The organism is Asaia astilbis JCM 15831 (genome assembly GCF_000613845.1).
Lineage (GTDB): Bacteria > Pseudomonadota > Alphaproteobacteria > Acetobacterales > Acetobacteraceae > Asaia > Asaia astilbis.
This window is the reverse complement of record NZ_BAJT01000008.1, coordinates 91,133-110,828: the sequence shown is the minus strand read 5'-3', so window position 1 is coordinate 110,828 and position 19,696 is coordinate 91,133. Positions and strand designations below refer to the sequence as shown.

The 19,696-nt window shown below is 56.1% G+C and carries 14 protein-coding genes and 2 pseudogenes; 10 read left to right on the top strand and 6 right to left on the bottom strand.

The features are described from left to right. Positions 1 to 62: 62 nt before the first annotated feature. Entirely contained in the window at positions 63 to 740 is a 678-nt protein-coding gene (locus tag JCM15831_RS07575) for a hypothetical protein (protein WP_025823829.1), read from the top strand. 199 nt (positions 741 to 939) lie between these two features. Then, positions 940 to 1,452, top strand: a complete 513-nt coding sequence (locus JCM15831_RS07570; protein ID WP_156938790.1) for a hypothetical protein — start codon at positions 940 to 942, stop codon at positions 1,450 to 1,452. A gap of 19 nt (positions 1,453 to 1,471) precedes the next feature. Here the strand turns inward: JCM15831_RS07570 and JCM15831_RS07565 are convergent, their stop codons facing one another. Continuing rightward, on the bottom strand, positions 1,472 to 2,263 hold the full coding sequence (locus JCM15831_RS07565; RefSeq protein ID WP_025823827.1) for a deaminated glutathione amidase: 792 nt from the start codon (positions 2,261 to 2,263) through the stop codon (positions 1,472 to 1,474). A 318-nt stretch (positions 2,264 to 2,581) separates the two neighbouring features. Here JCM15831_RS07565 and JCM15831_RS17425 point away from each other — a divergent pair, with 318 nt between their 5' ends. After that, positions 2,582 to 2,860 (top strand): hypothetical protein, encoded by a 279-nt coding sequence (locus JCM15831_RS17425; protein WP_035774039.1) that lies wholly within the window; start codon positions 2,582 to 2,584, stop codon positions 2,858 to 2,860. Further along, positions 2,806 to 4,839, top strand: a complete 2,034-nt coding sequence (locus tag JCM15831_RS17420) for a glycoside hydrolase family 3 C-terminal domain-containing protein (RefSeq protein WP_051528382.1) — start codon at positions 2,806 to 2,808, stop codon at positions 4,837 to 4,839. The genes JCM15831_RS17425 and JCM15831_RS17420 overlap by 55 nt, the downstream gene beginning before the upstream one ends. A 136-nt stretch (positions 4,840 to 4,975) precedes the next feature. On the opposite strand, the gene JCM15831_RS07555 is transcribed toward JCM15831_RS17420, so the two are convergent. Continuing rightward, entirely contained in the window at positions 4,976 to 5,959 is a 984-nt protein-coding gene (locus JCM15831_RS07555; RefSeq protein ID WP_025823826.1) for an N-acetylglucosamine kinase, read from the bottom strand. A 490-nt stretch (positions 5,960 to 6,449) separates the two neighbouring features. Here JCM15831_RS07555 and nagB point away from each other — a divergent pair, with 490 nt between their 5' ends. Further along, the gene (gene nagB, locus JCM15831_RS07550; RefSeq protein WP_025823825.1) at positions 6,450 to 7,220 is read left to right on the top strand and encodes a glucosamine-6-phosphate deaminase; all 771 of its coding nucleotides are present in this window, start codon (positions 6,450 to 6,452) and stop codon (positions 7,218 to 7,220) included. 73 nt (positions 7,221 to 7,293) lie between these two features. Here nagB and JCM15831_RS07545 read toward each other — a convergent pair whose 3' ends face one another. Next, positions 7,294 to 9,384 carry a beta-N-acetylhexosaminidase gene (locus JCM15831_RS07545; RefSeq protein WP_025823824.1) on the bottom strand — a complete coding sequence of 697 codons (2,091 nt, stop codon included), beginning with the start codon at positions 9,382 to 9,384 and terminating at the stop codon, positions 7,294 to 7,296. Positions 9,385 to 9,760: 376 nt separating this feature from the next. Continuing rightward, positions 9,761 to 10,897, bottom strand: a complete 1,137-nt coding sequence (locus tag JCM15831_RS07535) for an ROK family transcriptional regulator (RefSeq protein WP_025823823.1) — start codon at positions 10,895 to 10,897, stop codon at positions 9,761 to 9,763. A 658-nt stretch (positions 10,898 to 11,555) separates the two neighbouring features. On the opposite strand from JCM15831_RS07535, the gene gluP reads away from it, so the two are divergent. The 4 genes and pseudogenes from gluP (at position 11,556) to JCM15831_RS07520 (ending at position 15,627) form a co-directional block, all read left to right on the top strand. Next, on the top strand, positions 11,556 to 12,647 hold the full coding sequence (gene gluP, locus JCM15831_RS17415) for a glucose/galactose MFS transporter (RefSeq protein ID WP_232228047.1): 1,092 nt from the start codon (positions 11,556 to 11,558) through the stop codon (positions 12,645 to 12,647). Further along, entirely contained in the window at positions 12,644 to 12,835 is a 192-nt protein-coding gene (locus JCM15831_RS22560; protein WP_232228046.1) for a hypothetical protein, read from the top strand. Before gluP ends, JCM15831_RS22560 begins: the two co-directional genes overlap by 4 nt. Positions 12,836 to 12,839: 4 nt before the next feature. Then, positions 12,840 to 13,972: pseudogene (nagA, locus tag JCM15831_RS17410) on the top strand (N-acetylglucosamine-6-phosphate deacetylase). A gap of 236 nt (positions 13,973 to 14,208) precedes the next feature. After that, positions 14,209 to 15,627, top strand: coding sequence for a carbohydrate porin (locus tag JCM15831_RS07520; RefSeq protein ID WP_035774059.1), 1,419 nt, complete (start codon positions 14,209 to 14,211; stop codon positions 15,625 to 15,627). Between the two features lie 58 nt (positions 15,628 to 15,685). On the opposite strand, the pseudogene ade reads toward JCM15831_RS07520, so the two are convergent. Next, positions 15,686 to 17,385: pseudogene (gene ade, locus JCM15831_RS17405) on the bottom strand (adenine deaminase). 95 nt (positions 17,386 to 17,480) lie between these two features. Beyond that, complete coding sequence (locus tag JCM15831_RS17400) at positions 17,481 to 19,049, bottom strand: NAD(P)/FAD-dependent oxidoreductase (RefSeq protein WP_025823821.1); 1,569 nt, start codon at positions 19,047 to 19,049, stop codon at positions 17,481 to 17,483. Positions 19,050 to 19,314: 265 nt separating this feature from the next. Here JCM15831_RS17400 and JCM15831_RS07505 point away from each other — a divergent pair, with 265 nt between their 5' ends. Beyond that, positions 19,315 to 19,572 carry a helix-hairpin-helix domain-containing protein gene (locus JCM15831_RS07505; RefSeq protein WP_025823820.1) on the top strand — a complete coding sequence of 86 codons (258 nt, stop codon included), beginning with the start codon at positions 19,315 to 19,317 and terminating at the stop codon, positions 19,570 to 19,572. The last annotated feature ends 124 nt before the right edge of the window (positions 19,573 to 19,696 follow it).

Here is a 19,696-nt window from a genome sequence, read left to right as displayed (position 1 = left end):
TTTGGGGGAGCCTCGTTATCCGTATTCTGATCCGCGCTCTTATTGCTCCAGGCAGTATCGCAATGCTTCTGGTATGCCAGCAGGGGCAAGCTGTACCGCGCGTGCAAGGGTTCTCCGTGGACTATTCCCGGGTCGCCCCTGTCAATACTCCCATAATCGACCCTGTTGATAAGCAAGGTATCATCAAGGCCATAGAGGCTGGCAACAAGCAGAGGCTTGTGGAGATTCGTGGCGAGATTGCCGCCAACCCCACGGTTCCGGAGATCGATCAGTACTTGCTGTCTCTGGTCTCAGCAGGCCTCGCGCGGATCAACGGCGATTTCGCGGCATCGAACAGGGCTCTTGATCGGGGCTTGGAGGTTGTCGGGCGGCATGCCGACACAAACCATGAACTCAATGCGTTGCTGCTGCTGGATGAATCGATCCGCTACGGCAATCTGTTTTTGGCCAATGATCTTGCTGGCTGGATCAAACGCACAACCTGGCTCGAGAATGTCTATTTCTCGCCGATCCGTAGCTTCTATCAATTACCGAACCTGCAATTTCCTAATCTGACTCTGATCAAGCCACTTGTCCCGGCGGCGTCGATCAGCAACCCGTCGGTCATCGCTTCGGATATCGAGCAACTGCCGTTACGCGTCGACCACGAGCGAATTGATGGGCAACTTCCACTCGATGTGAGGGTGCAGGCGAGCATTCTGGGTGAAACCGACTGGGTACTTTTCGACACAGGAGCCTGACTGGTGTGCTCCCGGCTGAGTATATCGCACGCCATCATCTCCGCATTATCGCCAGTTCCGAGCGAGGATCGGACGGCTTCAATCGCAATATGCATGACACTACGTCGTCGTCCCCGAAATCCGGCTCGGCAGAACAGTATTGAGAAATCAGCTTTTCTCCGTCGCGCCCATCCCGTTTCCTGTCCTTGGTCTGCTACAAATGAGCCAGCTACGTCATCTTACTATTGATGCTCATACGTTGCGTTTCGGTCCTCACGCACCATTCGACTGCCAAGACCCAATCCATGCAGCGTCGGCCATCGCAGGTGTGGAATTTCGTCTTCTTTTTCCCTACAATCTGGAGGGACGGGAAAAAACTGCGGTGCTCGATACAGGCGATAATACACCGTCAGTGCTTGCGATCCGAACCAGAACGCTCCCTGCCGCTCTGCAGGCAAGCGCTAGAATCAAAAAACTTGTCACTACAGCCGGTAAGGTCAGTTATCGCACAGCGACGACCCCTGCCACCGTACACTTTGCCCGGTTCACCGCTCAGGACTACATCAAATATGTCCAGTCCCCGATGCAGGACGATCTGATTCCCAACGATTTTACGTCACGCCCGTTTCAGCCTCGATATGACAGATCACGTCGCGTGCCTGACACCCTACCGTTCCAACACGATGCCAGAGTGAAAAAGCTCAAACGTCAAGAGACGAATATCGTGAGGTAAGCGCCTCTTGCTCCAGTCTTCACGAAACTGACGAAAGCCTTGGCGCTTCAAACCGTCTGTTCTGCAAAACCGGCAGATCACGCCGTGCTTTTGCAAGAAAGGCCAGATCGAGAGTCTCGATAATCAATCCGGGCTGCGCGCTGCGAGCGGCGATGACCGTGCCGAGCGGATCAACGACCATGCTGTTGCCGATATTCTGGGGACCACACTCACCGGCTCCGAGCACGAAGCAAGTATTTTCCAGCGCACGCGCCGCCAGCATCAACTCCCAGTGGCGTTCCTTGCCAGGTCCGCGTAACCACGCGGCTGGCACGACCAGTATGCCGGCGCCAGAGAGCGCCAGATGTCGAGCCAGCTCGGGAAAACGGACATCGTAACAGGTCATGAACCCGATTTTTACGCCATCGAATGACAGGACCGGCGGCAGTTCGTTCCCGGGTGCGATCAGACGGGATTCTTGCATGGCAAAAGCGTCGTAAAGGTGCAGCTTCACATAACGCGCAACAATCTCTCCGTCCTGCATCACGACCAGCGTATTATGGAAACGGCCTTGGCCATTCGGAACATTGACACAGAAGACCAGCATGATCCCGGCTGTCTCGGCGAGAAGTCCGGTAACGAAAGGGCCTTCCAGAGGCTGTGCTGTGTGCAGGATATGGTCGGGGTCGGTGGCGTCCCGAGCCATAATCCCCTCAGGCAGAACAACCAGTCTGGCTCCACCCTTCCTCGCTCTTTCGATGAGAGATCGACATGTTGCGAGATTTTCCTCCCATGACGTCGATACCGCAAACTGTCCGAGCGCCACGCGCATGATTATCACTCTCTCGCTGAAACCTCATTGAGGATAAAGGTGACTTGCAGCCAGGACAATCATTTTTCATCCGTAATAGATGATCACACTCATCTTTGAGAAAACCATCATTTCCTCGGGCAGGGATCATATCCTCAGTCATTTTTACAGAGGAATCCGAAAAACTAACCGTGATGTAAGAAACCGAAGCAATAATTATCTCGATATAGATTTCTGAATGCTTGAATATTGCCCACTCATCGATACGATGATGGTCGGTCTCTACCAATTGCATTCTGAAAAAACGCGTTTCCTCGTCGCTTCAGGAGAAGAACAACCATGTCCGCGCGCTTGAAAGCAGGCCTCCTCGCCACGGCACTGTGTACCCTCCCCATCTCAACGTTTGCCGATGCGGCGTCTCCTCTTGATGCGCGGGTGGATGAGGCACTCGCCAAGCTCGGGCGTCCTCAGCTCGAGGCACTCATCGTCACTCATATCCCCGAATTGATGCAGGACCCTCTGTCGCAGGGGAGGCGCAACATTCCGCCGCCTGGTCACCTGCCATGCCCGAACATGGCATCGCCGCCATCACCGAGACCGATGGCACGATCGGCGTAGGGGCTCGCACTCAGGACGCACGATATGAAAGCACAGCTTATCCTGCAGCCCTCGCCAGCGCGGCTTCCTGGAACCCGACGCTGCTGGAGGCTCTGGGTCACTCGGTCGGGCGGGATGCCCGCGACCGAGGCTTCAACGTCCTGCTCTCCGGTGGTGCCAATTTGACACGCGATCCGCGTGGTGGCCGTAACTTCGAATATCTGGGCGAAGATCCGCTTCTGGCCGGGCGTCTCGCCGGCTATTATACGCGTGGGGTTCAGTCGAACCACATCGTTGCTACAATCAAGCATTTCGCGCTCAATCCTTACGAAACCGGGCGTACGCAATATGATGTGTCGATCCCGCGTGACGCTGCGATGGAGTCCGATCTTCTCGCATTCAACATTGCGCTTCATCTCGGCAAACCCGGTGCCGTGATGTGCGCCTATAATATGGTTTGGGGCTCCCATAGCTGCGAGAGCAAGCCATTGCTGCATGATATTCTACGCAAGCAATGGCATTACCCCGGCTACGTCATGTCCGATTGGGGCGCGGTACACAGCACAAAGGCCTCGATCGAAGCCGGGCTCAATCAGGAGTCCGGGGCCGAATTCGACACAGCAATCGGATTTGGCGGCACAGCCATGCTGCAGGCCTCCTCCGCTTCAGCAGCAGCGCTCAAACGAATTGCCGACGCCAAAACCAAGGGCACCCTGTTTGCCAGAGCATTCTACGCCCCTGCTCAGCTTAAGCAGGGGGTCTCCGATGAGACACTCAGAACCATGGTGCGCCCTATCCTCTATGGATTGCTGGCCAACGGTGCCGAGCAGCCAATCCAGACAAAACCGGTCGACCGCGACGCGGGATACAAAACCGCTCTGGAAGCAGCACAGCAGGGGATTGTCCTTCTCAAGAACGACAAGGCCGCTCTGCCTCTCTCAAAGTCCCTCAAGACAATCGCAGTCATTGGCGGCCATGCCGATAAAGGCGTGATCTCAGGCGGCGGCTCTCCCACTGTCCTGCCTTTCGGCGGCAACGCGATTCCGCAAAAAGGCTCGGAGATCATGTCCCAGCAGGTCTGGGTCCCCTCCTCTCCCCTCGCTTATCTGAAGCGCCTTGCTCCAAAAGCGGATATTTCCTTTACCGACGAAGCCGATCTGAAGCAGGCCGAAGCCTCAGCCCGCAAGGCCGATGCGGTGGTTCTGTTTATCGCTCAATGGTCCACTGAAGGACGAGATCGCGCCTCCCTCTCCCTGACCGAGGCGCAAAACCGGCTGATTGCGACGGTGGCGCAGGCCAATCCCAATGTCACCGTCGTGCTCGAGACCGAAGGGCCGGTCGCAATGCCTTGGCTCGATAAGGTAAAAGCCGTCGTTCAGGCCTGGTACCCCGGTGTTGCTGGCGGCGAGGCTATCGCCCAGATCCTCCTCGGCGACGTCAATCCGTCAGGCCATCTGCCCCTCAGCTTTCCTCTTTCGGTGAATGACCTACCGCGCCCCAAGCTCCCGGTCGCACCGCCTCTGACAGAAGGGCGTCCCGAGAGTTTCAAGCTGATCTTCAATGAGGGTGCCGATGTGGGGTATCGGTGGTTTGCCAGGAGCAACAAGGAAGTGCTCTTCCCCTTTGGCTACGGACTCTCCTACTCCAGGTTCACCTATGACAACCTTGTCGTCAAAGCGGACGACCAGCCTTCTGCTCAGGTGACGGTCCAGAACGACAGCGGTCGCGATGGCAGCGATGTCGTTCAGCTCTATGCCGAAGGCCAGGGCACGGGCCCTCGTCTCGTCGGCTGGCAACGTGTCGACGTTCCTGCTCATCAAAAACGCGACGTCTCCATTCCCGTCGATCTACAAACCATTGCCCGCTTCTCGCAGCACGATAACCGCTGGCACGTCACGCCGGGTAACTATCAGCTCCGCGTTGCCCCCTCGGCAACAGATAAAGGATTGACGGGGACAATCCTCCTTAAGGGAACCACGATTGACGGCAGTAAAGGGTAAGGCAGAGCCTGTCTTCCCTTTGATAATCATTTGAAAGGTGCCGGAAAGCTTCTAAACCGGGCTATTCGGCACGAGTTCTTTCTCTCGCGAAGCCAAGGCATCTTGCTACCAAAGCTGATCTGCTTCGTGAGAGTGGTTAAATCTGACGCTCCAGCGCCAATGAAAGCGTGTCTACGAAGCCCTCATCGATATGCCATCCGGCAAGCTGCGCGGCGACCAGCACCGCACCGCCGATGGGGGGCAGCCGCGGGACGAGCGGCGCGCCAAGGAGCTGACTCAGATTTTCGCGCAAAATCGGGCTGCGCAGCGTCCCACCTCCATAACTCCAGGGCAGGTCGCTGGCACCTAATGCGTGTCGCGCAGCAACAACATGCCTGGAAAGCGCCTCGGCGGCGTGCCTGAGAATGTCACGTGACGTCTCGCATCCCTGCTCGGCAAACCGACTGATCTCGGCAGTAAGTGCTGCCACGGCAGGTCGCTGCTCTGTGAGACTTGCGTACCACTCGTAAAGACTGGAGGCCCAAAGCGTACTGTCCTCTGGCCACCGTCTTGCCGCGGCAAAGCGTATTAGGAAGTCATCACGCCTTTCATGACGGCCATCGATCATTTGCGACAGAATAGACAGAGCGAGCCGACCGATCCAGTATCCACTGCCCTCATCGCCAAACAGGCTGCCCCACCCCCCGATACGCGTTGTCTGTCCGTCTGCGGCCATACCCCAAGCCATGGACCCAGTCCCCGAAAGCAGGAGCACACCCGCTCGGTTCATGAAGGCACCGCGACAGGCCATGTCTGCGTCATTATGGAGACTATGCTGCACCGGGCAGAGCTGCCGGTAGGCCGCTGCAAGTTCGGCATTCAGTCTTTCGCTCTCGCCAAACCCCGCCATGCCGAAAGCCGCTGCAGCAAGTTGTGACTGTTGCCCTTCCATCAGCCCCGCAATCACCTTACGCCAGTCGGGCACGTCGAAAGGGTTGGACCCGCCCGCGCGGCGAGCGGTCACGACAGAGCCGTCAGATGCAACGCGCAGCAAAAGGGTTTTCGTACCGCCGCCATCGATCGCGATGATGTCTTTTGTCTGCACGCCGGTCTCGTCCTCACCGCGATTGAACGCGTCCATTAAGGTTCTTGGGCGCCCATCTGGCATCGAGCCAAGCTCAAGGCGTTCTCACTCCGTCTTCAGCAATCTCTACTCACAGTTATCGAAACAAGACACGCACTATTTTGGGCAATGAGCCGCGCTCGCGACGTGAAAGGCGACAACCAAGCGAAATGAACCAGAAGAAAACCCGGCTTCGCGGGACACGATCAACAAGCTCCAGCAACCAGCAGGAGATAACCACAGCCATCCCCTCATTCGGCAATCCACGATCATAAACGTGGCATAACCCAGCGTGGGGACAACAAACTTTTGGTTCATTCGCCGATGATCTTAAGCAAGATCGCGAGAAAATGTTTTCCGCTCTTGTGCCGAATGAGTTTTCGTCGAAAAACCCGATATATTCTTTTCCGTTATTCCTAAATCCTGGACGATAATCAGAGTTCTGCTTCCTGTCTCAGGACTTTGTTGCGAACGGTTTTACGCCGCTTTTCTCAGGATCGTGCCATCTATGCGCCTCGTCATTATGCCAGACCCCACCTCGGCAACTCAACTCGCCGCCAGTGCTGTCATGTCTCTCTTATCGTCCCGTGACCGCCCTGTTCTCGGTCTGGCGACAGGGCGCACGATGGAGGGGGTGTATCGCGATCTTTGCAAAAGCCATGATCGAGACGAGATCGATTTTTCAAAGACAACAACATTCAATCTCGATGAATATGTTGGTCTCTCATCGTCAGATCCTGAGTCTTACCGTCATTACATGCAGGATCACCTGTTCGATCACGTTAATATCGCGCCCGACGCAACCCATCTCCCTGATGGCACAGCTGAAAATCTCGACGCCGAATGCGCCTCCTATGAAGCCGCTATTGCCAGAAGCGGCGGGATTGATCTTCAACTCCTGGGCATTGGCGAGACGGGACATATCGGCTTCAACGAACCTCCCTCCGCTTTCGACACCCGCACACGATGCGTCACCCTCACGCCAACAACGCGCCAGCAAAATGCGGCAATGTTCGGCGGCGATCCGGCAAAAGTGCCTGAGCATGCGCTGACAATGGGGGTCGGGACCATCCTGGAAGCGCGCCAGCTCCTGCTTCTCGCACTTGGTGACGGTAAGGCAGCGATTGTCGCCCGAGCCCTTGAAGGCGAGGTAGGGCCAGAAATCAGTGCCTCGGCCATCAGACTTCATGCCCGATGCACGGTTATCCTCGACGAGGCAAGCGCTTCGCTCCTCAGTCCCGAAACGCTTGAGAGCGCCAAAATCCATCGCGGTTCATGACAGCGGCCTGGCGGCAAAGCCAATACCGAATGACGCCCCTGTACGAACGCGGCATGCCTGACAAGCAACACGCTTATCGCGCTTGTGAGACGAGCGCTTTTATTCCCGGAGCGATCGCGATCAAGAGTCCTCCCCGAGGCTGCTTCAATTGACGCGAGGCTCGAAAATCGACACTCGCGGTGTAAGCTTTGTCCTGCTCAGCCAGAAGGACCTGAGCCCGATCACGCCACTTCTTTCCCCTCGGCCCGGACTGCAATGCCTCCAGTCCCAAAGCCGACAATGCCGCGATCTGATGGGAGAGAGGTTTAACCTCTTCGATCGAGGCAGGGCCTGACAGCGCCTGAAATGCTGCGTCATTCGCACCATAGCGACCAAGCTTTTCCTGCAAAGAGGCCTTGAGCGACTGATCCCCGGCAGCATAGCGCTTTGCTGCCGAATTGAATGCGTTCGCTTCGAAACTATCCGGTGCCGCGATGGCCGCCGGTGTCAAAAGGATCTCATCACCAGTATGATCAGCAAGACGGTTCAGTCCGTAATTGCGCACCGGCACGGTCAACGCCACGAACTGCGTGAGCGGCGTAATGTTGTCAGGTGTGAGCCGCGCGATCATGCGCGCCTGATTTTCCGAGGCATTCAGACCGAAAGTCTCCAGCATATTCTGAACGACCGGAAGTCGTTCATTGAGCGACGCCGAGTCCGTGACTGCTCCCGGAGACCAGAACCTCTCCGCAATCGCTGCGGAACGCGGCCAGAGCCGTGCATCGACCATTTCGTCCGAGACAAGTTCGGTCCAGAGCGGCGCTTCACCACCGAGAACAAGTTTTTCCTGCGCTTCACTAAGCGGTGGCGCATTGGGATCGAGCGTAAAGGCCTGCACAAAGGGCCCAACGCTTTTCGCCGCTGGCTGGGGTGCGAGCCCGACAGCTCGCGTGTCGAGAGGATCGACTGCATAATGAGTGGTCGAGGGGTTCAGCAGATCGAGATAGTAGCCGGCAGAGACCACGACCGGGTGCCCCAGACGGGCCGAGCTTCCGATCCATTTGGACCCACGCCAGGCTTCGACCACGACGCTTTTCGGGATCGGCGCTTCGCTGACCTCGTCCCATCCCATCATGGTCTTGTTCTGTGACGAGAGAATCCTCTCCACGTCAGCGGTAAAAGCCGCCTGCAGCGCAGCAGTATCCCTGAAGCCATGAGTTTGCATATAGGCGACGATACGCGGATTGGTCGTCCACTGGTCCGACATCACCTCGTCGCCCCCCGTATGGACATAACGATCCGGAAAAAGGCTCGTCATTTCACCAAAAAGCGTTCGAACGAAGCGCAATGCGTCAGGAGCTGTCGGATCCATGGCTGGCTTGTTGAGATCGGGGTGACGCTTACATTGCGTTGTCACCTCAGCCTCTCCTGTCGCAGTCTTGCAGTCCCGCTCCCAATTTTTCACGACCGAACCGGGAGACTGGGCGGCAAGCTCGGGATAGGCGCTGAGAATGGCGAAAGTGTGCCCAGGCACATCAAATTCGGGGACAATTCTTATCCCCCGATCTCCCGCATACGCGACGACCTCCCTGATCTGATCCTGCGTATAATATTGGCTGTGCGCGCCGAATTGCTGCAGACGCGGCAGTTTTCGGCTCTCGACACGAAACCCTGTGCCGTCACTCAGATGCCAGTGCAGCACATTGAGCTTCGTCAGCTCCATCGCATCGAGCTGACGCTCGATCGTGTAAACGGACAGGAAGTGTCGCGACACATCGATCATGAGCCCACGCCAATTGAAGCGTGGCGCATCCGTAATCTTTCCCTGCACCAGAACCGGGATGGTGCCTCGCGTGTCGATCATCTGCAGCAACGTCGCGAGCCCGCGCAACACACCGGTCGGACCATCGGCTTTCAGAACAATCTCATTCGATGAGACGTCGAGGGTATAGGCCTCGCGGGCCGCAAGGGTGAGATAGCCTGGGTCCTTACCCACCGAGATCTTGAGACCCACTCTCTGACTTTCAGGGGACGCGGGCCCAAGACCAATAAGACCGAGACGGGCGTTAAAGCGAGCGAGTGCTTTCTCAAGCAGGGGAGAAGGAGCCTGAGCCCAAATCACCTCAGGAAAGGAGGTCAGCGGCGTTACTTTTCCAGTGAGCCTCACCTGCGCAGGTTGAGGCATGAAAACTGGCGACAAAGGCGCTGCGCCCGCCTGCCCTACCAGATGCTTGACAGCATGAGAGTGCAGACAGCGATGACCGAGACCTGGCGCCCCGCCTTCCTGAATGAAACCATCGAGCCTCGTCCTCTACCTCAGCACCGTCTTCTTGAGCTCAAGCAACGTCCTGTTCCGAAATAGGCGGCCGCAACGGTGACGAAATACACGACCTCTGACAGCGAACAACACGCGAATGTTTAGATCCCGATCATCCACCTGTCTGCTCGGAGAGCAAGGGCTTACGGCAAGGTCACTCGAAACAACCGAAAATTTTTGCCACTCATGAGAAATGATCTTCACCCGGATGCAGAAGATCCGGCCTGCTCAGAACGTCCAACGTTTAGAGAAAAGAGGCACCGAACAGAAACTCCTGTGCGGCAAGGCTGGCCGCTCCTGTGGCGAAATCGCCCGAATGGAGGGCTCCTAGGACCAACTCGGTCTCATAGCCTTTCCGGCGTTGCAGATGGGTATCGACAGTCTGTTTGAGCGCCTCCGAAAAGGTGCTTTGCAGGAGAAGGGGATCCAATCGGACCACAATTCGAGCCGGATCTGCGAACTGGATAAGCTGGGTCAGGGCTGCACCCAGCGCTGTACCAGCTTGGCGCAATATAGCGATTGCATCTGCTTGTCCCTCAGCTGCCAATTCGAGCAGTTTACCCATCTCGCCCGGCAAACCTGCGCGCCGCGCCGCGCCGAGAATGGCAGGGAGCGCAGCAACGGTTTCAAGACAGCCCCGGTTGCCGCAACGACAAAGCGACGCCCCTTCACCAAGAGTGATCGGAGAGTGCGACATTTCGCCTGCCCCACCATGATGACCCCGATGCAGGCGCCGGTCGACGATATGAGCGCCACCAATGCCCTCACCGACGAAGACGAGGCTGAAATCCGACACGCCGCCCGACTGGCCAAAAAGCTGCTCGCTGATAATCAATGCATTGGCATCATTTTCGACAAAAACCGGCAAACCCGTCAGAGCCGCAAGGCGCTGGCCGATATCGACATCTTTCCAACCTAGCGAGGTCGATGTCAGACAAACCTTGCGATCGCGCGATACAATACCGGCAATAACGATACCTATCCCAGCCAGCACACCGATCCCCATTGGATAGGCCGACTGAATTTCCTCAATCGCGTCGATCATGACGCCGAGGCAGGCATCGACATCGGTCAAACGCGGTATCGATTTGCGGAGATGCACCTGCCCTAGGGCATCGGTCAGAACGATCTGGGCTGGATCAGACTGTAGGGAGATACCGATAAAGCTTGCAGCGTCCTGACGAAGACCCAGCATGATCGCGGGCCGCCCGAACCCAAACACACGTTCGCGCTCATCCAGAATGCCCTGTTCGATCAACTCACGAACCAGCGCTGTGACGCTGGCCTTGCTCAAATTAAGGACGCGCGCGAGATCTGTCCGGCTTCGGGGACCGGATCGGCTGAGCACGCTCAAAATACGGTGATGGCCTGTCGAGAACATAACTTATTTCATTTTCTAAAATAAAACGTGACACACATGCTCCGCTAAACCTCTTGAAGCTCGCAAACTTCTGAACGATCAGGACCGAGGCAGGTTCAGGAGACATAAATAATAATAATAACCTGGTAGTTAATATGTCCTCAATTTCGAGAAAAAGGGGATTCTTTCGCAAGACACAGAAGAAAGTAAACCCTGATATATATTCATAAAATAACGTTGCAACTTACAATTAACTTTACGTTAATAAGTAAACCACAAGTTATCCTGCTCATAAGATTTATTCCAAAGCCTTTCATTCTGAGGTCGGAGGGAACGCAATTTTCAACCTCTCCGCGCGCTGACACCGATGTAGCGCCCATGCGTTGATCGCATTTCACAGCCACTCACTCACGTCCGAACGGAATACCTCACCGCACCAACTCTCCAGCAGCGGGACGACAGCACTATACCGCTTCATCTCGTCAGCCGTTTTTCACAGACAGGTCACTCACAGAGTCTTCACACTTTAAACTTGGCGAGCGTGGTTATGACAGACGCCCATTATTGTGACATCGTAATCAGGAATAAGTGCTGGTTCGATCATCCGATCCTTCCTATGGTTTGGTTGGTTCATATGACGAAATGAATCTTTCCCTCGTCCCGTTTGAGGATCGGCAAAATGACAGATCTCCCCGTGCTGAAAGAACGGCTGGTCGGTGATCATGGCTACAGCGTGCTGGCGATCGCAGCCCTGATCTTTTTCGCCATGGGTTTTGTTACCTGGTTGAATGGCCCGCTCATCTCGTTCGTGCGTGTCGCTTTCTCCTTGAGTGAGTTCAGCTCCTTTTTCATTCCTCTGACGTTTTACTTTTCGTTTTTCCTGTTTTCGTTACCCACGTCCCTGCTCGCACGTCGGCTGGGGCTCAAGCAGGGATTGGCCCTTTCGGTTCTCCTCTCTGCGCTGGGCATCGCCATTTTCGGACAATTTGTCGCGTGGCGCATTTATGCCGGTGCGCTCACAGGGTTGCTTGTCCTTGGCGCGGGGATTTCTCTGATGCAGGTGGTCATCAACCCTCTGGTCAGCCTTCTTGGCCCCTCCGACCGAGCCGCCCAGAGGATCGCAGTCATGGGCATCTGCAACAAAATGGCCGGGATCACGGCCCCCATCGTTCTGGGTATTCTCGTCATGCACAATATCGGTGCTGTGGCAGAACAGGCCCAGACAGAAAAAAATCCGGCCATTCGTGAAGCCCTGCTCAACCATTTTGTTCAGGCGCTCTATGTGCCGTATCTCGCTATGGCGGGCATTCTGGTGATGATCGCGCTGATTGTCACAGTGGCGCCCCTCCCTAATCTCGAGGCTCCGGTTATCCTCGCAGGAAGGGGATCGCAGCAGCGTTTTTTCAAGCCCCATCTTCTCGTCGGGTTTATCGCAATGTTCCTTTATGTGGGCGTCGAGGTCATGGCTGCAGATGCCATCGGTACGTATGGTCAGGGTTTTGGCCTGCCACTGGACGAGACGAAGTTCTTCACAGCTCTCACTCTCAGCGGCATGCTAATCGGATATCTGATGGGCTTCATTATCGTACCGCGCTTTATCAAGCAGGAGAGCTACGTTCAGCTCTCCTGCCTCACAGGCTGCTTCTTGACGGTGATGGCGTATCTCACTCAGGGATACGCTTCCGTCTTCTGCGTCGCCCTGCTGGGCGTGACCAATGCGATGGTCATGCCCACTGTGTTTCCCATCGCCATACGAGGTGCAGGCATATGACGGCACTCGCCTCGGCACTCATGGTCATGGCTTATAGTGGCGGCGCGATCGTTCCTCAATTCTACGTCTGGCTCAAACCGACCTTCGGCTTTCAGGGCTTGTTCGCAGCCATTGTCGTTCCTTCCTATCTCGTTATCCTGACTTATGCATGGCGCTATGGCCGCGTCGGTCTGACTGCTAGAGAGTAAGACCATGATCCAGTCACTCTCCGGGCAGATCGTTTTACCCGACCGCATCCTCCCCGGCACGCTTCATTTCGACCGTCACATCCAGAGCATCGAGCCCGGCACGGCCTGCGACCAGACCTATATCCTGCCGGGTTTTATCGACGGCCATGTCCATGGTGGTGACGGGGCAGATACAATGGATGGTGTCGATGCGATCAGGCACCTCGCCCGCTTTCATATGCGACACGGCACGACCACACTTTTACCGACAACGATTACACGTCCGTGGAGCGACGTGATTTTTGCGCTGCACGCCGTTGCGGAAGCCATGAGGCATCCCGATCCGGACGGGCCACATATTCACGGCGCTCATCTCGAAGGCCCCTTTGTCAGCCCTCACAAACTCGGCGCGCAGCCCCCTTTCACGATTGCCCCGTCTCCCGACAAGCTCGCAGAGATGATGGCCATTGGCTGCGTACGTGTCGTTACCCTGGCACCCGAGATCGAACACGCAGAAAGCGCGATTACCAGCTTCGCGAAAGCGGGCATCAGAGTGAGCCTCGGCCACACAACGGCTGATTACGACACCGCGCTCTCCGCGCTCGATAAAATCTGTGCCTGCGGTGGTGTGCCGGGCGGCACGCATCTTTTCAACGCGATGCTTCCGATTGAGGGACGCAAGCCCGGCCCGGTCACCGCTCTGATGTGTCACGAGGCAAGCTATGCCGAGATGATTTTCGATACGCATCATGTCCATCCCGCAAGTTTCAAGCTGGCGTCGAAGTTGATGCAGAACCGGCTTCTCTTTGTGACCGATGCCATGCGCGGCGCCGGGCAAGCCGATGGGCCGAGCACACTGGGCGGTCAGGATGTTCTGATTGAGGGGGGCGTTGTGCGCCTGCCTAACGGGTCGCTGGCCGGAAGTGTGCTCACGCTCGATCAGGCCTTGCGAAATGCCGTCACCCACGGAAAGTCGCTTATCGAGCAAGCCGGTTGGTGAGCAGTAATCCAGCCAAGTATCTGGGACTCGCAGATCGTGGGAGTCTTGCCCTTCAAAAAATGGCCGACGTGGTCGTGCTCGATCACGCACTTCAAATTCGTGAGGTCTGGGTCGGCGGACGCAAAACTTTTGAAAACACGCAGAAAAGCGCCCCTTAGAGACGCAATACGTCACCATCCCGCAATAGAGTGACACGAAATCTTGTACTGCCCTACTGTGTCCGTCTTTCATGACTTTCTGGTAATGCGTCCATCCCAAAGAGGTTGCCCCCTCGACAGGACGATTAACCGGATCAGGAAAAGTGACAGACAAAGTAAGATCAAGACCTGCCCCTCATGCAGACCACGCCGAAACGTCTGCGCGCGCACCGCGTCAGCCGTCACGGCTGGGATGGATGTGTACTTTGGCGCTGACCTGTCTGGTGTTCGGTCTGCTTTCTTCTTCGGCACAGGCCCAGACGGAGACCGCTAAAACGCTCGATAGCGATCATTATACCGCTATCGGCTTTCCCATAGCCGGACAGGGAGCCGTGCCAATCGGCCCCCTCGTCCCCTCACTTTATGGGAACCCGCATCTGCTGGGTGACTGGGGCGGTGCCCAGAGCTGGATGCAGAAGAGAGGCATCTTTCTCAATATCGCGCTCAACGAAGAATATATGGGGAATGTGACTGGCGGCCGCACCCGGGATAACGTCTTCGCCGGTCAGGTTGCTGCCGAACTCGATATCGACTGGCAGAAGCTGGCTGGGATCAACGGGTTCTGGACCCATCTTCTGGTCGTCAACGGCCATGGTCGCAATTTCAGTTCGACACTTGGCGATTATGTTTCCAATCCTGAGCAGATCTATGGATCACGCGGCAATGTCGTCGCTCATCTCGTCTCGATGTACGCCGACAAGACTTTCCTGAATGACCGCGTCATTCTGTCCGCTGGTGTCATTCCGACCGGGACCTTTTTCGATTTCGATCCGCTTGCCTGTAACTTCATGAATGTCAGTGTCTGCGGCAATTTCGCGCCAGGAAAATATGCGCCAGGAGGCCGCGACTGGCCTTCAGCCAATATCGGTGCGGTTCTGCGCGTCAGACCGACAGAACGCACCTATATCATGGGCGGGCTGTTTGCGGTGAGCCCGCACGCTTTCAATGGTGGTATCTCAGGCTGGGCTCTCGCCCAGGACGGGCTCGGGAAGCTCAGCTCGCAATTCGAAGCAGGGTGGGACCCGGCTTTCGGCACGGACAAGCTGCCCGGTCATTACAAGATCGGATTCTACTACGATAATTCGCGCTATCCCCATCTCTACGAGGACCGTTATGGCGGTTCCTATCAGGCGAGCGGGCTGGAAGCGCGCACCCAGTCGGGCATGTGGTCAAGCTGGCTGATGTTCGATCAGATGCTTGTCAGAAGCGGCAAAGGCCTTTCCAACGGTCTGATCGTGATCGGGGGAGCCGGCTACGCTCAAGGCAACGTCGTGGCCATGCGCGACCATGAGTGGATCGGATTGCTGCAAAGCGGCACTCCCTGGAACAGACCGTTGGACGAAATCGGCATCATGTTCCAGCACATGAATATGAGCCGATCCATCCGCCTGCAGCAGGAATCATCAGCAGCCCTCGGCCTGCCCTTCGTGTCCAACCAGTGGGGCAACGTCTACGGTGTGCAGAACTGGGAACAGGTCTACGAGGCGTTTTACAGCGTCCATCTCATGACCGCGACGTCTTTGCAGTTCGATTTTCAGTACCTGCAAAATCCCGGTGCCACAAACACGTTCAAAGACGCAGCGATCCTGGGTGGACAGATCACAACGAATTTCTGATCCGCCAGAACCTGCCGCCCTTTTGCATCAAATCAGCTGAGGCGAGAGGGAGACACAATCAGGAAACGAGGCTCATCGTGTTCACATCGATAAGGCCCAGATCGGTGATCTTGAGATGGGGAATGACCGGTAGCGGAAGGAATGCAAGCTGCAGGAAGGGTTCTTCCAGCTTGCCGCCCATCCGGGACACCGCCGCGCGCAGAGCTTCGAGATCTGCTTGCACCGTCTCAAAAGGCTGATCGCTCATCAGGCCTGCGATCGGCAGGCTAAGCTCCGCAATGACCTTACCGTCTTCAACGGCCACAAAGCCGCCCCCCAACTCCTCCAGACGGGCACTTGCCTGAGCCATATCCTCGTCGCTCATCCCCACAACGCAGAGATTGTGACTGTCATGTCCGACCGAGGACGCGAGCGCCCCTCTTGTCAGTCCGAACCCTCTGACAAAACCACGGCCGATATTTCCATTTTTGCCATGGCGCGCGATCACGCAGATCTTGGCGACATCCTGCGTTTTATCGGCCAGCACCTTCCCATCCGCGGCTGGCAAATCGCAACGGAGAAACTCGGTGATGATCTGACCCGGAATGATCCCGATCACGGCCTGGTGCTGACCGGTTCCCGGAACGGCGAAATCATCCACCACGACCGGTGCCGCAAGCTTGACGGAGCCATAGCCGACGGGAGCTATCACCTCACGCGCCTCAAAGATGGCCTCGTCGACCGGACGGCCCGCCGAGAAAACCTGAGCGATCTGGCAGGTTTGCAGATCATCCAGAAGAACAATATCTGCACGCAGGCCGGGGGCGATCTGCCCGCGATCTCTCAACCCGAAGGCTCGTGCCGCCGAAAGGGACGCTGCCCGGTAAGCCGCGAGTGGCGCGACGCCGAGGCTGATCGCCTTGCGAATGAGAAAATCGATATGCCCTTCATGGGCAATTTCGAGCGGATTGCGATCATCGGTGCAAAAGGCGAAAAACTGCGAGGTTTCCGGGGTCAGGAGCGGTGCAAGCGCCTCAAGATCCTTACAGACCGATCCCTCGCGGATAAGGATCGTCATCCCCTTGCGGATTTTCTCAAGCGCCTCTTCTGCCGCGGTCGCCTCGTGATCGGTTGAAATCCCTGCAGCGATGTAACCATTGAGCGGCTTGCCCCGAAGCAAAGGGGCATGACCGTCGATATGGCCTTCGGCGAAGGTCACCAGCTTGTCGACACAGTCGGACTGACCGGACAGCACACCGGGGAAGTTCATGAATTCGGCAAGGCCGATGACTTTGGCATGATCCCGATATCGAGCCAGAGCCGCTGCATCGAGAACAGCACCTGAGGTCTCCATGGGTGTTGCAGGGACACAGCTCGACAGATTGACCCTGAGGTCCATGATGGTGCGGCTGGCACACTCCAGGAAATAGTCGAATGCCGCAGTCCCCATGACATTCGCCATCTCATGCGGATCGCAGATCGCTGTTGTGACTCCATGCGGCAGAACACAGCGGTCGAACTCGAAAGGGGTGATCAACGAGGATTCGACATGAAGATGCGTGTCAATGAAGCCCGGCACAGCAATCTTGCCTGTTCCATCGATCTCGCGCTTGCCCTCGTAACGGTCCAGCGTACCAACCACTCGGTCGCCGCAGATAGCGATATCTCCGGGCAAAATCTCGCCCGTCACCAGATCGAAGAGCCCGACATTGCGGATTACAAGATCGGCAGGCTGTTACCGACGCCTTGTTGAATCCGCTGTTCGATCGTCTCACGCATGATGTGCTCCCGCCCGGTGTGGCCCCAACTTATAGGACGGGTGCTCAGTGCTTACAAACCACTCCCAACCGACATGACCGACGAGACGTGATGCGTCAGAAGGACGGGCTGGCCGCGTCCAGACGCTCTTTCATGTGATAGAAGTTTTGATCGAAGGTTTTCGTCTCCAGGATAGACGCCGCGAGCTCCTTCAGGATTCCCATATTGTAATCAAGAAGGGCCGTGATGGCTTCATCAGACTGGTTCTTGGCGATGATCGTCCGATTGGCATAATCCTGTATCGACCCAACGAGGTTGACGAAATCAGGGATCACATAGTCGCTCGTCACCGTATCGGCCTGACGGAGATGCACCATGACATCGTGATGCAGGGCATAAAACGCTGTAATCCGATCGTGGATCGTATGGATGTACTCGAGATCTTCAAACTTTCTGTTCATGAACAGGACACACATGAAGAGAAAATAGAAGGTCGTGTCCCAGCTCGATTTGACGAATATATAGTTCCAGTCATCGAACCTTTTGAATGAGTCACGATGAGTGTCAACAAACCCGGCATAGGTCTCACTCAGCACACCATTCATCCAGGTGATCTGATCTTCACTATCAGACTTGGTAATGGCGTTCGTAATCATTGTATTTGCCAGACCGATCATATCGGTCCCGTTTGAATACATTGGATCGACAAATCCGGCAGCCTCTCCCGTGAGTGCCCAACCATCGGCTGAGAGGAATTGTCCCGAGAGATAGGAATAATTTCGCATCATCGCGAAATCGAGCACCTCGAACCCTTTTCCTTCCATGTATCCATGAAAGCGCGGTTCATGGTGCTTTAACCAGGTCATCGCCATTGGATAAGCGCTCATGGTCGAGAGGTCGTGGATCGAATTATCGAACACGATACCGACACTGGTCGTCTGCTCGTCGATCGGGATAATCCAGACCCAATAGCCCTTACCAACCAACTGGGTTGTGCTGCGCCATCTCTCCTCGACATTGAGAAACGGGTTCTCTGGGTCGGAAGATGCGAGAAACTCGTTGATATCGACCTTGCCAGCCACACGAAACCATACAGACGAATGTGTGATCCCGGCGTCTTTCTTGAGATCGAACTTCTTCATCAGAACGCGGCCTCGACCCGAGGCATCGACTACCCATCGGGCGGAGCGCGTGTTGACCTTGCCCGCATGGTCGCGGATCGACACCTCGTTGCGGTCGCCCTGACGTTCGAAATCCAGTACTTTGCTGTTCTCGATCAAAGTAACTGATCGACCCAGCTCGTCATGCAGATGATTTTCGAGCTTGCCACGATCGATCTGATAAGTGGCATGATGCGCGTAGTGAGTCAGACCGAGTTCACGATAGGGAGCTGCCTCATCTGACTGCCCCAGCGTCTGGATGAATCGCAATCCCATCTTCCGGAGATGATCCGTCTGAAGGTGTAAGGCGCACCCCACGACATTAGAGAGATAAAATGCCCCGATCTCAACTGTTGACTCACCGACCTTGTGGATCCGCTCCGGGTTCGGAAATTTGCGGTTATGGACAATGCAGATCCCGAGACCTGGATCCGCTATCAACAACTGCTTTGCCAGAGTGAGACCAGCCAGACCACCGCCGATAATCAGCACGTCATGGTTTGTATTCGACTCGTTTTCAGACAACACACCGTCCTCGGATGAGGTATTTATTTCGGGATACCGTTCAGACCGACACCGAACGGGAACGACTACCTAGTTATGCTGGCCTTCTGACGCAAGAACACAACTCCGTTACAACATTAACATAGTGCTTACTCAGTGACTGCGAGCCTAACGCACCATAGGACGAAAAGTGCGCGTAACCTTGTCACTTATGCCCGATTGGAATCGTCGCTCGTGACCTTGAGTTCCGAAACAACAATACCGCTGCAAGACAGACAGAGACATCATGAGCTTTTCCTATACCGAGAGTGAGATCCTCCTCTCCGCGAAGGGCATAGGCCCGAAGGTCATCCAGCACCTCGAACAGAACGGCATCGAGTCTCTATGTGCTCTAGCAAAATTCGACGCGACAGAGCTTTGCACTCGGATCAGCCTGAACCTCAAAGCATCATGCTGGCGTAACAGCCCACAAGCACGAGCGGCCCTCACGAGCGCCATCGATATTGCCCGTGCTTATCGAGGGGCCTTATCGGCTCAACCTTGAGACGAGCGACGCCTTCTCTCGGGCGCGGGCTATTTGCTTGCGCTTACCCCTTCCCTAAGATTTGGCTAAGCCCTATCTAGGCAATTAAGACGCGTTCTCAGAGGCGCCAGCTTTTGCTCAGGTG

What these genes read in the sequence shown, in the direction of transcription:
- JCM15831_RS07575 (WP_025823829.1), top strand. Translation starts at nt 63, where the DNA reads ATGCTTCTGGTATGCCAGCAGGGGCAAGCTGTACCGCGCGTGCAAGGG.
- JCM15831_RS07570 (WP_156938790.1), top strand. Translation starts at nt 940, where the DNA reads ATGAGCCAGCTACGTCATCTTACTATTGATGCTCATACGTTGCGTTTC.
- JCM15831_RS07565 (WP_025823827.1), bottom strand. Translation starts at nt 2,263, where the DNA reads ATGCGCGTGGCGCTCGGACAGTTTGCGGTATCGACGTCATGGGAGGAA.
- JCM15831_RS17425 (WP_035774039.1), top strand. Translation starts at nt 2,582, where the DNA reads ATGTCCGCGCGCTTGAAAGCAGGCCTCCTCGCCACGGCACTGTGTACC.
- JCM15831_RS17420 (WP_051528382.1), top strand. Translation starts at nt 2,806, where the DNA reads ATGCCCGAACATGGCATCGCCGCCATCACCGAGACCGATGGCACGATC.
- JCM15831_RS07555 (WP_025823826.1), bottom strand. Translation starts at nt 5,959, where the DNA reads ATGGACGCGTTCAATCGCGGTGAGGACGAGACCGGCGTGCAGACAAAA.
- nagB (WP_025823825.1), top strand. Translation starts at nt 6,450, where the DNA reads ATGCGCCTCGTCATTATGCCAGACCCCACCTCGGCAACTCAACTCGCC.
- JCM15831_RS07545 (WP_025823824.1), bottom strand. Translation starts at nt 9,384, where the DNA reads ATGCCTCAACCTGCGCAGGTGAGGCTCACTGGAAAAGTAACGCCGCTG.
- JCM15831_RS07535 (WP_025823823.1), bottom strand. Translation starts at nt 10,897, where the DNA reads ATGTTCTCGACAGGCCATCACCGTATTTTGAGCGTGCTCAGCCGATCC.
- gluP (WP_232228047.1), top strand. Translation starts at nt 11,556, where the DNA reads ATGACAGATCTCCCCGTGCTGAAAGAACGGCTGGTCGGTGATCATGGC.
- JCM15831_RS22560 (WP_232228046.1), top strand. Translation starts at nt 12,644, where the DNA reads ATGACGGCACTCGCCTCGGCACTCATGGTCATGGCTTATAGTGGCGGC.
- JCM15831_RS07520 (WP_035774059.1), top strand. Translation starts at nt 14,209, where the DNA reads ATGTGTACTTTGGCGCTGACCTGTCTGGTGTTCGGTCTGCTTTCTTCT.
- JCM15831_RS07505 (WP_025823820.1), top strand. Translation starts at nt 19,315, where the DNA reads ATGAGCTTTTCCTATACCGAGAGTGAGATCCTCCTCTCCGCGAAGGGC.